Source organism: Erwinia aphidicola (genome assembly GCF_014773485.1).
GTDB classification, from domain to species: domain Bacteria; phylum Pseudomonadota; class Gammaproteobacteria; order Enterobacterales; family Enterobacteriaceae; genus Erwinia; species Erwinia aphidicola.
In genome coordinates this window covers 127824-142985 of the sequence record NZ_JACXBP010000006.1, presented here as the reverse complement: position 1 = coordinate 142985, position 15162 = coordinate 127824, and the positions used below count along the sequence as shown (strand labels likewise).

General features: G+C 60.1%; 12 protein-coding genes. 1 reads left to right on the top strand and 11 read right to left on the bottom strand.

Features of this window, described 5'->3' with window-relative positions:
- Positions 1 to 13 precede the first annotated feature (13 nt).
- From ID864_RS15570 to ID864_RS15555, 4 genes are all read right to left on the bottom strand, one after another.
- Positions 14 to 1423, bottom strand: coding sequence for a sucrose-6-phosphate hydrolase (locus tag ID864_RS15570; RefSeq protein ID WP_191150047.1), 1410 nt, complete (start codon positions 1421 to 1423; stop codon positions 14 to 16).
- Complete coding sequence (locus ID864_RS15565; protein ID WP_048916251.1) at positions 1420 to 2793, bottom strand: sucrose-specific PTS transporter subunit IIBC; 1374 nt, start codon at positions 2791 to 2793, stop codon at positions 1420 to 1422. The genes ID864_RS15570 and ID864_RS15565 overlap by 4 nt, the downstream gene beginning before the upstream one ends.
- Before the next feature lie 34 nt (positions 2794 to 2827).
- Positions 2828 to 4372 (bottom strand): carbohydrate porin, encoded by a 1545-nt coding sequence (locus tag ID864_RS15560; protein ID WP_191150046.1) that lies wholly within the window; start codon positions 4370 to 4372, stop codon positions 2828 to 2830.
- Between the two features lie 130 nt (positions 4373 to 4502).
- Entirely contained in the window at positions 4503 to 5438 is a 936-nt protein-coding gene (locus tag ID864_RS15555) for an aminoimidazole riboside kinase (RefSeq protein WP_191150045.1), read from the bottom strand.
- 291 nt (positions 5439 to 5729) lie between these two features.
- Here ID864_RS15555 and ID864_RS15550 point away from each other — a divergent pair, with 291 nt between their 5' ends.
- Entirely contained in the window at positions 5730 to 6407 is a 678-nt protein-coding gene (locus ID864_RS15550; protein ID WP_048916248.1) for a gamma-glutamylcyclotransferase, read from the top strand.
- A gap of 226 nt (positions 6408 to 6633) precedes the next feature.
- Here ID864_RS15550 and ID864_RS15545 read toward each other — a convergent pair whose 3' ends face one another.
- The 7 genes from ID864_RS15545 to icmH are packed head-to-tail and all read right to left on the bottom strand — an operon-like array spanning position 6634 to position 15087.
- Positions 6634 to 8058 carry a serine/threonine protein kinase gene (locus tag ID864_RS15545; protein WP_191150044.1) on the bottom strand — a complete coding sequence of 475 codons (1425 nt, stop codon included), beginning with the start codon at positions 8056 to 8058 and terminating at the stop codon, positions 6634 to 6636.
- Between the two features lie 34 nt (positions 8059 to 8092).
- Positions 8093 to 9043 (bottom strand): hypothetical protein, encoded by a 951-nt coding sequence (locus ID864_RS15540; RefSeq protein ID WP_191150043.1) that lies wholly within the window; start codon positions 9041 to 9043, stop codon positions 8093 to 8095.
- Positions 9044 to 9057: 14 nt separating this feature from the next.
- A complete protein-coding gene (locus ID864_RS15535) occupies positions 9058 to 9834 on the bottom strand; it encodes a PP2C family protein-serine/threonine phosphatase (RefSeq protein WP_062818284.1) in 777 nt (258 codons plus the stop codon).
- Positions 9831 to 11006, bottom strand: a complete 1176-nt coding sequence (tagH, locus tag ID864_RS15530; RefSeq protein WP_048916243.1) for a type VI secretion system-associated FHA domain protein TagH — start codon at positions 11004 to 11006, stop codon at positions 9831 to 9833. Before tagH ends, ID864_RS15535 begins: the two co-directional genes overlap by 4 nt.
- A gap of 38 nt (positions 11007 to 11044) precedes the next feature.
- Positions 11045 to 11743 (bottom strand): type VI secretion system-associated protein TagF, encoded by a 699-nt coding sequence (tagF, locus tag ID864_RS15525; protein WP_048916242.1) that lies wholly within the window; start codon positions 11741 to 11743, stop codon positions 11045 to 11047.
- Between the two features lie 10 nt (positions 11744 to 11753).
- Positions 11754 to 13895 carry a type VI secretion system membrane subunit TssM gene (gene tssM / locus ID864_RS15520; protein WP_099754002.1) on the bottom strand — a complete coding sequence of 714 codons (2142 nt, stop codon included), beginning with the start codon at positions 13893 to 13895 and terminating at the stop codon, positions 11754 to 11756.
- Positions 13864 to 15087, bottom strand: a complete 1224-nt coding sequence (icmH, locus tag ID864_RS15515; RefSeq protein WP_048916240.1) for a type IVB secretion system protein IcmH/DotU — start codon at positions 15085 to 15087, stop codon at positions 13864 to 13866. The genes tssM and icmH overlap by 32 nt, the downstream gene beginning before the upstream one ends.
- Positions 15088 to 15162 lie beyond the last annotated feature (75 nt).

The following is a 15162-nucleotide window of genomic DNA, read 5'->3' as shown; positions in this document are numbered from 1 at the left end:
ATGGCTCATCGCCTTATTCTATCACGCATTGCCGTAACCTCCAGTGATGCAGGGCGATCTGCGCGCCGCCGCTAAAATGCAGCCGCGGCTGCGGGCCGGGAAAGTAGCGAGCCGACATCACCGCTTCACCTTGGTTAATAAAGATCTCAACGCTGGAGCGGTCGCAAAGAATACGCAGACTGTGGACGCTGCCCAGCCACTGCCGCTGCTCCGCTTCACCGCTGCGCAGATTGTTGCGGTGCAGCCAGATGCCGCCTGGCTCAACCACCAGCTGCAGCGTATCGGCGAAGTTCGCTCTAAAGCTGCCGTTAAAGGTCAGTTCCAGTTCTGCGCTGTCGATCGCCAGCAGCGGAAGTTCGTCAGCGCGGGCGTTTAGCGTTACCTGCTGCTGGCGAAGCTGCTGCAGCTCGCGCGCTGGCTGCTGGTAAATGCGCTCAGATCGCAGGGTCAGTTCACGTGGGCAGGTCATGGTGTGCATCCAGCCATAGGCTTTGGTCGGCTGGTAAAACTCATCCTCGTCGGGTATGCCCATCCAGCCGATCAGCAGGCGGCGTCCGTCGTCACTCAGGCAGGTTTGTGGGGCATAAAACTCAAAGCCCAGGTCCAGCTCATGAAACTGACCGTGGCTGAACTGATGATGGTCATAATCGAGCGTGCCGCAGAAATAGCCGCTCTGGAAGGTATTCAGATACCGCCCGTCTGCCGCCGGCAGCCCCTGCGGGCAGACCAGCAGTACGCTGTGCTCACCAAGTGTGAACAGGTCCGGGCACTCCCACATGTAGCCAAAATCACCAAGTCCGTTGAGCTGGCTACCGGCGATTTCACCCAGCAGCGTCCACTGATGCAGGTCCGGCGAGCGCAGCAGCAGTACCTTACCCTGTAGATTGAGGTCCTGAGCGCCGAGAACCATGTACCACTGCTCAGCATGCTGCCAGACTTTTGGATCGCGCACGTGGCCGGTATAACCGGCTGGCAAAGTAACTACCGGCCCCAGCTTGGTATAGTCACCCGCTGCATTACGGGTAGCGAGACACTGCCAGGCCGTGCGCTGACCGTCGTCAAACTTTACGTTGCCGGTATAGATCAGGGTCAGTTCGCCCTGATTGTCCACCGCGCTGCCAGAATAGCAGCCGTGACTTTCATATCCTTCCGACGGCGCCAGCGCCAGGGGTTCATGTCGCCAGTTGACCAGGTCAGCCGAGCTCCACTGGCCCCAGAACTTGGCCCCGTGCGCGCAGGCAAGTGGGTTCCACTGGTAGCAGAGCACATAGCGCTGGTTGAACTGAATAAACCCGTTGGGGTCATTCATCAGCCCCACCGGTGGCGCAAGATGCCAGGCAGGGCGGTGAGGGTCATCAGCGACGCCAGGCTGTCCGCGCAGGACAGCCAGCAGGGCCTGTTTTACCCGCTGGGCTTCACTCATGCTTTTGCCTCGAATTTAATTTTGAACAGCAGTGAGAGCACAAACGCAGTGCCAAATGCGATAGCCATACCAATAAGATAATTGAGCATCGAGCTGGCCTGCACAATCGCCAGGCCTGGCAGGGCCGTCAGGCCGACGGCGGTCATATTGACGTGCATCGTCACCACCCAGGCACCACCGATAGCACCGCCCACCAGCCCGGCGATAAAGGGTTTAATGTAGCGCAGATTTACGCCAAACAGAGCGGCTTCGGTGATCCCCAGCATGGCGGAAAACGCCGAGGGCAGTACCACGCTGCGCACCTTTACATCCCGGGTTTTGAACCAGACAGCCAGGCAGGCACCGCCCTGAGCAATATTGGCCATCGACCAGATTGGCAGCAGGAAGTTAACGCCAATTGCGGGGTTGCCCAACAGACCGGCTTCAACCGCGTGGAAACTGTGATGGATGCCGGTGATGACAATCACGGAATACAATCCGCCAAACAGCAGTCCGGCCAGCCAGCCGGCGTGGGCAATCAGCGTGCTGAGCACCAGCGAGATACCATCACCCAGTGCGCGTCCGGCCGGGCCGATAATCAACAGGGCGACGAAGCCAGAAATAATCACCGTCAGGAACGGGGTGAGGATAATATCCAGCGCGTCCGGGATCGCGCGCCGCAGGCGTTTCTCGCAGTGGCTCATAAACCATACCGCCAGCAGCACCGGGAACACCGTCCCCTGGTAGCCGATCATCGCAATCTCCAGACCGAAGAAATTCATGGTGTGGAAACCGCTGGCAACGCCCCATGCATTGGTCAGCGCCGGGTGGGTGAGAATGCCACCCAGCGTGGCGCCAAGGTAAGGATTGCCGCCAAATTCACGCGCGGCGGTAAAGCCGATCAGGATCGGCAGAATGATAAAGGCGGCAGAGCTGCACATATCCAGCATGATAAACAGCGCACTGTCGGAGTTAACCCAGCCGTAGGTCTTGACCATGCCGAGCAGGCCCATCAGCAGGCCGGATGCCACGATAGCCGGAATGATCGGCACGAAGATATTCGACAGTACCCGTGCAATGCGCTGCAGCGGATTGAGTTTTTTAGCGGCGATATCGGCCGCTTCGCTTTTGCTCGATTCGCTAATTCCGGCTTCACGGACGAAGGCGGCATGCACTTTATTAACCAGGCCGCTGCCGAAGATAATTTGCATCTGCCCGGCGTTGCGGAAGCAGCCTTTGACACCTTCCAGGGCTTCAATTTCCTCTTTTTGTACCTTACTGTCATCGACCATTACCAGACGCAGGCGTGTCGCGCAGTGGGCTGCGCTGGCAATATTTTCCCGTCCGCCAAGCAGCGGCAGGAGCGCCCTGGCTGTTTTATCAATATCCATTCTTTCACCTTTTGCTTATCGTTTTTTATGTGTATCAGAACCAGGTTTCCATCTGAACGCCGAAGTTCCACTCTCCGCCCGCGCTGAAGCCGCTGCTGCCGAAGGCGTCATCGCTGGCGTAGCGATCGAGCGAGCTGTTCCAGTCCATCCAGCTGGCAAAGAAGCGGATCTCCGGCCGGGTGAAGAAATCGCCGATATCCGCCACTTTAAAGGTCGGGGCGACGGTCAGCTTCCAGAAGCTGCCGGAAACGGCCTGACGATCTCTGTACCCCTGCGCATCCAGGTCCATATACTGATAACTTCCCTCATACGCCAGGGCGAAATTCTGGTTTATCGCCTGGATCAGACGGGCATTGAGCGTCGCCCAGCGGTAGTGGTCCCCGGCGGCATAGCGGTCGCTGCTGGTTTGTGCCAGCAGTGCCGGAGCAAAGCTCCATGTTTTGTTCAGCGGGGTGACGCCATAACTGGCCAGGCGCCAGGTTTCTGCCTGCTGCGTCAGGTTGCCATCGGAGCCAATCCCTTTCACTTCCGCACCCAGCCCATGCCCATACAGCAGCGCAGTTTTGGCGCTGCCGCTGCGCAGGCCCCAGAAACTGTCATTGTGCAGAGCCAGCATCGCGTGGATGCCGCTGTCGCCTGCCCGATCGTTATCACGACTGCGGTTAACCCGCTGGTCGTTATCTTTGGCGCGCAGGCCGCTGACCATCAGCTGGAACGGTCCGGCAAAATGGTTGCTGGTGACAATGTAGTTTTGGATAGTGTTATCAATGGTTTCAATATCACCAAAGTTACGCCCGTAGAGTGAAAAGTTACTTTTTAGCCCCTCGTTCCACTGCACGTCATAGATCCCGCCGCCGGTCCCCGCGAGGAACACCACGTCAGAATCGAGCCAGTGGATATCAAAGTTGTCGCGGTCAAAGCGTTTTCCCGCCCACAGGGTACTGTTATCAAACACCCCGCTGAAGGTCGGGAGGTTCCCCAGCTCAACAAATGCCTGGCGGATGTTCAGTTCACTGGTGCTGCCGGTCCAGTCGTTGTAATCCCGCTGCCCGTCGGCCAGCATCGCTTTAAATCGCGTAGTAGCGCCGTTGGCCAACTGTTGCTTGTGCTCAAGATTCAGTTCGACGTAGGTGTTGTTTTCGTTGCCGAGACGGCCGACCGCGCCGCCCGTCTCCCCGGCGGGCGTCAGGTAAGGGCCGCTCTGCGTACCCGCAGCTGAATCATTCATGATCAGGCCGGAGCGGGCGTAGCCATGAAACTCAAAACCTTCACTGAGCGCGGCGGCGCTGGCAGCCACGTTCGTTGCGGGTTGTTCAGCCGGGGTGGGCGCTGCGGCGCTGTCCGTCTGTCGGGCAGTGGAGAGCGGTGCCTGAGTACGGGCTTGCAGATGTGCAACCTGCTGTTCGGCAGCGGTGGCGCGTGTTTCAGCATCGGCGGCGCGGCTTTCAGCCTGCTGCAGGCGCTGCTCCATGGCCACCAGACGTGCTTCAAGGCTGTCGAGGGTCGGTGCGGCGTAGCCCAGTGTTGGAGTGGAAAGGGCGATGCCAATAGCCATCGCCAGAGTGCCAGGTTTAATCATGAATAAGATATCCCAGAGTGATTATTTTGTATTTTGCTAAACCGGTTCGATGCGAAGCGTAAGCGAAATGAATCAGGCTGTTCAATCAGATTTGCTAACCCGGTTTAGGAAGTGTGACCGGGTTGGCAATTTAACCTGCTAAGGAGGTGAAACGGAGAAGTTCGTCTGCGTAAGGCAGGGCGGTCATGGCACCTTTGGCCGTGGTGGCGGCGGCACCGCTATGCTGGGCCTGCTGAATGGCCTTCTCCAGCTGCTGGGGGGCCAACGGATTGGCTTCACGCGCAAGCGCAGCCAGCAGTCCGGCGACAAAGGCATCGCCTGCGCCGGTGGTATCGACCACGCTGACGTGCGGCGCGGGATAGTGCTGCTGGCGCTGCGGTTGCCAGACCGTGACTCCCTCGCTACCGCGCGTTACCAGCAGCAGCGCGGGCTGGTAATCGGCAGTAAACTGCTTAATGCCAGGCTCAATCTCGCGGCAGCCGGTCAGCGTAAATAACTCATCCTCGGACAGCTTGATGATATCCGCGAGAGCAAATGCCTGAGCCAGAAGGGCGTTCATCTCATTGGCGTCTGACCAGAGATCGCTGCGCAGGTTAGGGTCAAAACTGACCCAGCCTCCGGCCTGTTTCACCGCCTGCATGGCCTGCAAAGCGGCACTGCGCGACGGTTCGGCGCTCAGCGCAATGGAGCACAGGTGAAGACCTTCATGCGCCTGAAAGACGGGAAGCCGGTCGGGGGTCAGGAACAGATCGGCAGCGGGGCGCACCATAAAGGTGAAGTGGCGCTCACCCTCTGCATCCAGTGAAACCAGTACCGTTGATGTGCGCTGCCCGGCAGCGGGGTACATATATTGCGCATCCACCCCCTCCGCGCGCAGCGTCTGCTGCAGGAACGTGCCGAAAGGATCGTCTCCCACGCAGCCAATAAATGCGCTGTTGCCACCCAGACGGGCGATACCGACGGCAACATTTGCCGGTGCGCCGCCGGGGCACTGCAGCAGCCGTCCTTCCTCTTCCGGCAGCAGGTCAATGACCGCATCACCCAGAACCCAGACTCTTTTTTGCATGTTGATTATCCTTAAATGGTTTCGACTGAAAGCTAAACTGGTTTAGCAAAAAAATCAAAAGTTCTTTTTACTTCTCGTGCCGCTTTTTTTCCGCTCACCATAAAGATTTCCGGCCTGCTGCCGATCGCTTAAGTGAAACTTTTTTTCTTTTGTGATTAGGTTCAAACTTGATTGCAGTCGCATAAATGCATAAGGTCGTTAAAAGCGTTCAGTTTTTTGCTGAAAACGCGCATTTTCCAGGGATAGCAGTGATAACAGCGCGGATTCAGGGCAGTGGCGTGGGAGGTGGCAATGTTAACAAGAGATTTCTTATTAAAAGCAGACTGTAAAACCGCCTTTGGTGATATTGAGGAGTCGCTGCTGTGGACCAGTGAGCAGCGTGCCGCGTCCCTTGCGGCAACGCTGGCCTGTCGTCCCGATCACAGCCCGGTGTGGATTTTTGGCTACGGCTCGCTAATGTGGAACCCGGTGTTTGAAGCGGATGAAGTAGCAGCGGGCACGCTGCAGGGCTGGCACCGGGCGTTCTGCCTGCGCCTGACCGCCGGACGCGGGACAGCGGTCCAGCCGGGACGCATGCTGGCGCTGAAAGAGGGTGGCGAGACCACCGGGCTGGCTTTCTGCCTGCCCGAAGCCAAACTGCACGAGGAACTCGAGCTGCTGTGGAAGCGCGAGATGGTCACCGGCTGCTATCTGCCCACCTGGTGTGACCTGGCGCTGGACGATGGCCGCACCGTGACGGCGCTGGTGTTTGTTATGGATCCGCGCCACGCCCTGTACGAAGCCGACTCCTGCCCGAAAACTATCGCGCCGCTGATCGCGCAGGCCAAAGGACCGCTCGGCACCAATGCCCAGTATCTGTTCTCGCTTGAGCAGGAGCTGAAACGGCGCGGGATGTATGACGATTGTCTGACCGACCTGGTGCAGCGCGTACGCGAGCTGCAGCAGTGCCATAACGGGATGGTGGGATAAATAGCGCATGACGGGTCGACCAGAAAAGCGGTCGACCCCTACGAAGGCCGGGGTGTCGCTGGATTTCGGGTCGACCAGAAGAGCGGTCGACCCCTACAAAGGCTTGAATGTCGCTGGAATTCGGGTCGACCCAGATAAAGGCCGGAGTGGTCGCGTAGGGGCGGACCCTCTTTTTCGGTCCGCCCGGCAAACGACATTTCTGTTTCTGTCCGCCCGGCAAACGACATTACTGGCCGGGATTGATCAGCCAGGTTCCCGCGCGGTCAATCTTCAGCCGCTGGCTGTGCACGCTGCTGGCGCTGCGCACTTCCAGATGATAATCCCCGGCGGCGAGGTTGAGCGAGGCATAGCCGCTGTTATTCGGCTTCACTTCCATCACATTACCATTCAGCAGTAGCGACTCGCCGGCGTTGAGCTTGAGATACACCGTTGCCATCGCCGGTGCACTGGCCGCTGCGTTGTTGGCTGGCGTGCTGACGGGCGGCTGGCTGCTGCTGGCTGCCGCAGCCGGCTGCTTCTGCGGGGTGCTATCGTTAGCGTTGAGGCCCCAGACCAGCGCCGCCACGGCCACCACGGCCAGTAAACTCATCAGCATCAGCGGGCGCGACAGCCGCTTTGCCACGCGTGGCGTCATCACCGGCACCGCCGCTCCGGCAGTGGGGTTCACCGCCAGCACCACCGGTTCAGGCTCCGGCAGCGGTTCCTGCTCTTCCAGCGGCTGGGCGACGTTGTTGACCAGCTCCGCCACTTCACTCACCGGTAGGTCGATCAGCGCAGCGAGTTCATCAATCGACTGCGGGCGCTGCCGTGGATCCATCGCCAGCGCACGGTCAATGGCATGCAGCAGCGGCAGTGAAAAACCTTCCGGTAACAGCGTGCTCAGCGGCTGGTAATGATCTTCAATACAGCGCACCACGCTCACCGGCGGCGGGCTGCCGGTCACCAGCGTATGCAGTACCGCGCCCAGCGCGTAGATATCCGTCCACGGCCCCTGGTCGCTGTCGCCCTCTTCGCTGTACTGCTCAATCGGCGCATAGCCGGGTTTGAGCATAATTTCGGTTTCATCGGAAAGATTACCAATCTCTTTACGCGCCGATCCGAAGTCCAGCAGCACCGGCAGCTGGTTCTCCTGGATCTGGATATTATCCAGTGAGATATCGCGGTGCAGGTAGCCAGCGCGATGAATGGTGTTGATTGCGCCAAACAGCGGCGGTAACAGCTGGCGGATCCACGCTTCGTTAACCGTCTGCGGGCTGGTCTGCTGCCACTCCTTCAGCGTCATGCCGCTGTAGAACAGCGTCCCCATATAGGCCGTCCCGTTCTCCTCCCAGAAGCGCAGCACGTGCAGCAGCCCAGGGTGGTTAAAGCGGGCCAGCAGTCGAGCTTCCTGAATAAAGCTGTTCAGCCCGGCGCTGAACAGCTTCTGGTAACGTTCACCGCGCAGGGTAATGGCCAGCTGGTCGCTGCGGCTGGCCAGTGAGATCGGCATATACTCTTTGATGGCAATGGTGCGCTCCAGCAGGTGATCCCAGGCGCGATAGACAATGCCAAAACCCCCACCGCCAATCACTTCCTTAATTTCAAACTCGTTAAACCGGTAGCCAGCCGGAAGGGCATTGGGCACGTTTTTTTGCTGTTCGTTTGCCGACATCGTCGAGCTCTCCTGGCGCATATTGGGCTGAGGGTTAATTAACGGTACGCCAGGCGCCAATCGCCGGGTCGGCCAGGTCGGCGTGCAGGTCATCCACCAACAGCACATTGACTTTTACCCCGGTGTCGATCACGTCGGACCAGGTTTTACGCACGGCATCCACCCGTGCTTTCAGCGCGGCGCTGTCACCGGCCTGCGCTCTGTCCATTTTCACCAGCAGCGCACCGTCAAACGACCAGGCGTGCAGGGGGTTATTGAAAGGTAGCACCAGCCAGCTATCGGCGGCATCGGCACGCGTCACCACCAGGCGCTGGTTATTGACCGCCACGACATCTAAAGCGTCCGGTTTTGGGTGCAGATGCAGCAGCGGGTATCCCTGGTAGAAATTAACCTGCAGCGCCTCACTCTTACCGTCGCGTGCCAGCGTCAGGGTGCTGTGGCCCTCCAGCCAGCCTTCGGTGGAGCAGGTCATACTTTTCTCATCCGGGATAAACAGCGACTGGCCGTTATCATCCCACCAGGTGCGAAAATGGCAGCCGCCGGGCAGATCAAAATGCTGCAACGGTTCGCCATTTGCCGGCTGTGACAGGTCGAGCGGTGCGGCATTGCTGGCGGTGGCGGTGGCGGTCGAGTCTGCGGTGACAATCGGGCGCCAGCCCTGTTCCTTGGCCGCGGTGCCAGCGGCCAGCACCGTACCGTCGTTATTGGTCATCTGCCACGGCAGCTCCAGCAGCTTGCCGCACTGGTTCTGCAGCAGGTTGCCCACACGGGGCAGGAAGCTGGTCAGCACGCCGGATTCGGTGCTCTTGCCTGAGACGATACGCAGGTTGAGCGTCTCCTGACACCAGGCCGCAGGCGTGTTGCTGGCAACATTATCGATAAAGACTTCCAGCGCGAGGCTGGGGGAGTAGACCACCCGATAATCTGCCGCCTGGACATTGGCGGCTAACAACAGTGTCACAGTAGCTGGCAACCAAAATTTCATAGCATTCCTTGGTATTAATCGCGTGGCGGGAGAAAACGAGCCGAATCCGCCATCGAAAAGAGTAATGTGGTTTCCTGCGGCGAGCCAACCCAGACGGCTACGGCGCTCAGGTTATCGGTTTTTGCGCTGCGATCGATGGCTTTCTGCATCAGCGCCAGCCACTCCTGCGGTGAATTCACCATGCGCAGCGCCTGCTCCATTTCACCCGGCGTGAGGTTGCTCCAGAAACCGTCGGTGCAGACCAAAAATGCATCCCCATCTTCCAGCGGCAGCACTTCGCTGTAGCCGTGGGGATGGGAGACATCTGCGCCGAGCGCATTATAAAGTAAATTACTGTTAATTCCGGTATTTTCATAGCCAGCATCCTGCAGCTGCTGGGCCAGACTATGGTCACGAGTCACCGCATGGATCAGACCCCGGCGGAAGTGATAAACCCGGCTGTCACCGGCGTGTACCCACCAGGCCTGCAGCGCATCGCGGTCGATAAACAGCGCCGCCAGGGTGGTGCTCATCTGGCTGTAATTCAGATTATTCCGCTGCGCCGCGCGTATCGCCAGCTCGGTATTTTCGACCAGGGTGGCGGTATTTTGAGGTTGAAACGGCCTGTCGCCGTCCAGCTGAGCCAGCAGCGTGTCGCGCGCGATGCGGGCCGCCAGCTCGCCGCCCGCGTTGCCCGCCACGCCATCACAGACCATAAAACAGGCATGGTGGTCGCCTAACAGGGCTCCCGTGGTGTCCTGATTGCTCACGCGCGCGCCGATCTGCGAGGTGCTGGAAAAATTGATATTCATACGTCTTCCGGTCGGGTTTGTGAGTCTTTGTATTGATTCACTTCCATGTCGTAGGCCTGCAGGAACGCTTCTCCAAACAGGGTGTGGAAATCATCCTCAATTTCGCCCGAGGTGTTTTGATAGTGGCGCATGAAGTAGTCCCACAGCTGGGCCTTCTTTGCGCTGCTGAGGGCGAAACGCGGCATCACGCCATCGCGCCTGGCGTGCTCCTCCAGCCGCTGCGGATTAAACGACTGCAGCATGGCGGCGATGATGGCGCGGATCCCGGCAATCATCCCCAGCTGGTGGGCCTGCAGGTCGACCAGCGCATCGCGCACCGCCTGCTCCGGCTGCATAAAGCCGGGCATCTGGCTCTGGTAAATCTGCATCAGCACGGTTTTGCCGGACGGCAGGATCTTAAACGGATTATTGGCCTCGTTGAGGATCATGGTCATCTCCGCCTTCACCCCGCGTTTGAGGATCGAGCGGGAGGAGAGCAGCGCCACCGTGCCCTGGGAAAACAGGCTCAGCATCCGTCCGGTGGTGCGCATCTGATCTTCCGTCAGCGGGGTTTTATCCAGCGTGGTATCCAGCCCCATCCCCTCCAGCAGCGCGGCCATCAGGCGCTGCTCACGGTTGCCCTGCGCAGCTGCGCCTGGCTCTACCGGCGGAGCGTCGTGTGCGACCGGGTCAATGCCGAGGCGACCCACGGCCTGACGCTGCGCGCGCAGCTCCTGCTCTTCGGCACTCAGTCCGTCCTGCACCGGCAGCGGGCTGCTGGCCAGCGGCTGCATCGCCAACAGTTGGTCATTGCCCGCGCCATCATCCTCAAACAGCGACAGCGGGTCATCAAACGCCGGCGTAGCGTCCGGCTGAGCGGCGCGCAGCGGGTCGCTGACGCCAATCTGGTATGAGCCAATCGACAGCGTATCACCGTGATCGAGCATCACCTGGCTGCCGCGCGTCAGTTCGTTGCCGTTGTGGATCACGGCGATGACGCTGCCCTGATTGGTCAGGCGACAGTCGCCGTTAGCGGCAACGTGTACCAGCGCCTGCAGGCGGGAAATCGCCCGATCGGGATCGGGCAACACCAGGTCATTATCGACGCTGCGGCCAATGGTGCCGCCAGGCGGCACAAAATCACAGGTGGCTACCGGAGCCTCGGCCTGGTTCTGCAAAATGGTCAATCGCATGCGCGTTTCCTGCACTGAGGCCCCAGGGCCAAATGACTCTATTCAAACATCGGTGGATAGAGCCCATGACGGCCCGGCTGCGCTGCAGCAGCCGGATGAAAGAGTTGTGAAAAGAGCTGTGCGGTCAGGTTGCCGCTGTGTTTATGGCTGGCCAGCGGGTAGCCGTCGCTCTGATTGGTCCACCAGTAGCTGGTGTACTGTAATGGGTCAAAACGCGTTGCGACTTCGCGCCAGTCGAGCGTGCAGGGCAGATCCTGGTAACCAATCACGTCCATAATATCGGAGCGCCCGGTGTCAGGCAGCGACAGCGGAGCAATGCCGCACAGCGCCTGCTCCAGCCACTCTGCAGTATGCCGCTGCTGCACCGCCTGAACCATGGTGGAGCCCACTTCCTGGAACCAGTCACCGGAGATCGCCAGCTGTGCCGGGTGCCAGTATTTCATCGGCACGCTTTGCAGCACCAGCAGCGGCCAGGCGCGCCCGACGCGGTCGCGTGACGGCATCAGGCAGCCCAGCTGCACCCGCTGCACCCCAAGGGTGGCGGGCAGGGCAAAATTCCACACCGGCGCCTGGCTGAACAGATCGCTGGCGCCATCATGATGGTGATGCCAGTGGATCAGCCCGAGCTGGAACCAGTTGGACCAGCTGTTAATCAGTGCTTCCGGCATCCGGTGCTGCAAAAAATCGCCCGCTGTCGGCAATTTGCCATACCATCCCAGGTCATTATTGGCTGCCATAGTGATGACCTTATTTATGCAATGCGGCAGTTTGTCCACTAACGGGCTTTAACACCGCCAGCGGCTCGTCAGGGTCAGCCTGATGCCCGGCATTCTCCAGATTAAGCGACAGCTTCTTCATCATCAGCGCATTATCACGCAGATAAGGTGAACTGAGGATCTGGCGGTCAAGCAGCTGGCTGAGGTGCCAGTCCAGCTGCTGCAGCTGGCGCGTGGTCACACTGGCCGGCAGGCTGCGCTGCAGGTTCTGCATCACCCAGCCGCGTAAAAACTCACCGTCATAGCTGCGCGGCTGGTAGAGCATTTGATAAGCGCGCAGCGCATTACGGCTGAACTCGGCATCTTCGCCGCTGTCGCTGCGCAGCGTCTGGGTAATCGTCTGGGCGACACGCGGCAACAGCAGCGACTTCAGCGCGCCCTGATACAGTCCCCAGGCGGCCTCGCTAATCTGGTCGCCGCGATACAGGCCACCGCGCAGGGTGAGCGGCGGCTTATCCAGCGCGAATGCCTGACTCTGCGGCAGGGAAACCAGGCTGTTTAAGAAGGGTAGCAGATCCACAATATCCCCGTGATTATCCTGCGTCAGCCGCGTGGCCGCTTGGTTGACGGCAGGCAGGCGGGTAGCGACTTCCTGCAAATAATGGTGGTTCTTGTAGTAGCTGGTCAGCCAGAGTGCCGAAGCAGCCAGCAGGGCAACCGCCAGCGTGCTGTAGCCGGTCCAGTGCAGCAGGCGGTTACGGTGCTCCCAGCGGCGGTCGCTGCCGGCCAGGCGGCTCTCTTTAAATACCACATCGCTGAGCAGCCCGCGGATAAAGAAGCTCTGGCCCTTGTTGGCCGGGATCGGCGCGCTGCGGTTGACGCTGTCCCAGCTGGCAATCGACTGGCCCTGAGCCTGCGGCAGCTGGAGCTTACGCGACAGTTCGCCCATCACGCGGTCAAACGGCAAGCCTTCCTGCGTTCCGCTGGTAAAGAACAGGCCGCGCGCCGACCAGGGAACGTCGTCATTGTCCGGGGTAAAGACGATATCGAGATATTCAGCCAGCAGCGGGCGCAGAGCGCGAAACTCCTGCGGGAACTGGAAGCACTCGGCGCGCAGCGTCAGGTCACCTTCCTGCGCCATTTTACCGCTCAGATCGCTCATCAGCCGCGCATTGAGCAGGCTGAACTGCTGTTCAAACAGCGCATTAAGGCGGTGCTCGCTCTGGCGGCTGGCCTCCCACGGGAAGGTAAAGCCCCAGATCCGGTCGCGCTGGCTCTTATCCAGCCGCGCAAAGTAGCTCATAAAGCCTTTCAGCAGGTCTGTTTTGGTCACCATGATATACACCGGGAAGTGGATCCCGGTTTGCTGATGCAGCTCCGCCATACGCTTGCGCAGGGCGCTGGCCTGGGCGTGACGCACTTCTGCGGAGTCGCTTAACAGGTCGGCGACGCTGATGGTCATGATCACGCCATTGATCGGCTGGCGCGGTCGGTAGCGCTTCAGCAGCGTGATAAAGGTCTGCCACTCGCTGGCATCGCGCACGCGCTGGCTCTCCTGCAGGGTGTAGCGCCCGGCGGTGTCCAGCAGCACGGCCCGGTCGGTGAACCACCAGTCGCAGTGACGCGTGCCGCCCACGCCGCGCAGTGCGGTTTTACCCAGCGCGTCGCTAAGGGGAAACTCCAGCCCGGAGTTGATCAGCGCGGTGGTCTTACCGGCACCGGGTGCGCCAACAATCAAATACCACGGCAGCTGATAAAGGTACTGGGCGCTGAAGCGCTGGAACCCTTTATCGCGCTTGCCGAACTGGGTTTTCTTCAGCAGCAGCGCCGCTTCGCTAAAGCGGTTATCAAGCATTTCGCCAGTGGCCTGCAGCTCCGCATGGTCGCTGTTGCTGAGCTGCAGGCGGGTCAGCAGCTTGCTGTTGAACCAGGCGCGGTAGAGCTGAGGGATCAGCTGGAACAGCACCCAAAGGAAATAGCACAGGCCAATCAGCAGCTGGCGGTTCAGCGGGCTTTCCAGCGCCTGGAAGCGGGTAAAGGTCAGCAGCGGGCCAACCATCCAGATCAGGGCGGAAAGCGAGGTGATCCCAAGCAGGCCCCACAGCAGGCGGCTGGAAAGCCATGAGAAAAAGGTTTTCAACTTATTTTTTCCCCGTAGTTGGGCTGCTGTCATCGCTATCCGGAGCAGCAAACAGGGTGATTTCGACACGGCGGTTCTGCGCCCGATTTTCCGGACTATCGTTAGGCAGCAGCGCACCGCTGTCCCCACGCCCCTGAGCACGTATGCTGATCCCCTGCTGGGCGATCATCTGCGCCATCATGGTGCTGATGGCCCGAGCCTGAGCGGTAGAGTATTCGTAGTTTGAGGGGAAGCGGCTGGAGCGAATATGCCGATCGTCGGTGAACACGCTGACGACAATCGTGCCTTTACCTGACTCCATCGCCGTTGCAACGCGCGCCACCAGCGCCCGGCCTTCGGGCGACAGGACGGTAGCAGGCGAGCTAAACAGGCGGTCGGCGGCGATAATCACTTTACTGCCGTTGGCGCTGTCGGTGACGTCGAGCTGGCGAGCGGCAATCAGATCGCTCAGGCGCTGGCGCAGGTCTATCAACGCCTGCGGAGCGGCACCGCGCTGACCGGCCACCACTTTCGGCAGCGGTACCTGCCAGATAGCGCGCAGCAGCGGCTCGGCGGCGTTACCCAGCCGCCAGTTAAGACCGGAGAAGATAAGGCAGGCGATAAACGCCGCCATGGTGGTGCAGGCCCAGAGCGGCACCGGCGGGCGCCACAGCGCATTGTGCTGCGCGCCCTCAGCCACCTGCAGCGGTGGCAGCGGGGCGGTGCCGCGCACGTCGGCGATCAGCTGCGCCAGCCGGTTGCGTACGGCATCACGCTGCAGACGACCATTATCCATGCCGCGATAGCGCCCCTCGTATCCCAGCAGTAAGCAGTAGTGGATCAATTCCAGCAGCCAGAGATGCTGCGCCGGGTTTTGCGAAATGCGCGCCAGCAGCTGAAAAACTTTCTCGCCGCCCCAGCTCTCGTTATGGAAAGTGACCAGCAGGCCGCTGCCGGACCAGACGCCACGGCTGCCCCATGGCGTTTGCGCCGCGGCTTCGTCCAGTACCGCACACAGGCAGTAGCGGGCGCCGATGATCATCTCGAACGGCATGGCTGCCTGCTTGCAGCGGCTCTCGAACTGGCGCATTTCGTCGATCAGCTGATGGCGCAGCCCGGCGGGATCGTCATGCGTGGCCGCCAGGCGGATTTGCACGATGGCATTCAGCAGCGGTGACGCTGCTGTAATCAGGGGATTGTCTGTGCTGACCGGAGTGGCTGGGTCAGCGGGAAGTTCCAACGTCATCAGGATTTGTTAGTCTCGGCTGTGTGCCAGCTGGCAAAAAAAGGGGCTTCACCAGAGGGTAGATGGGGACTGTTG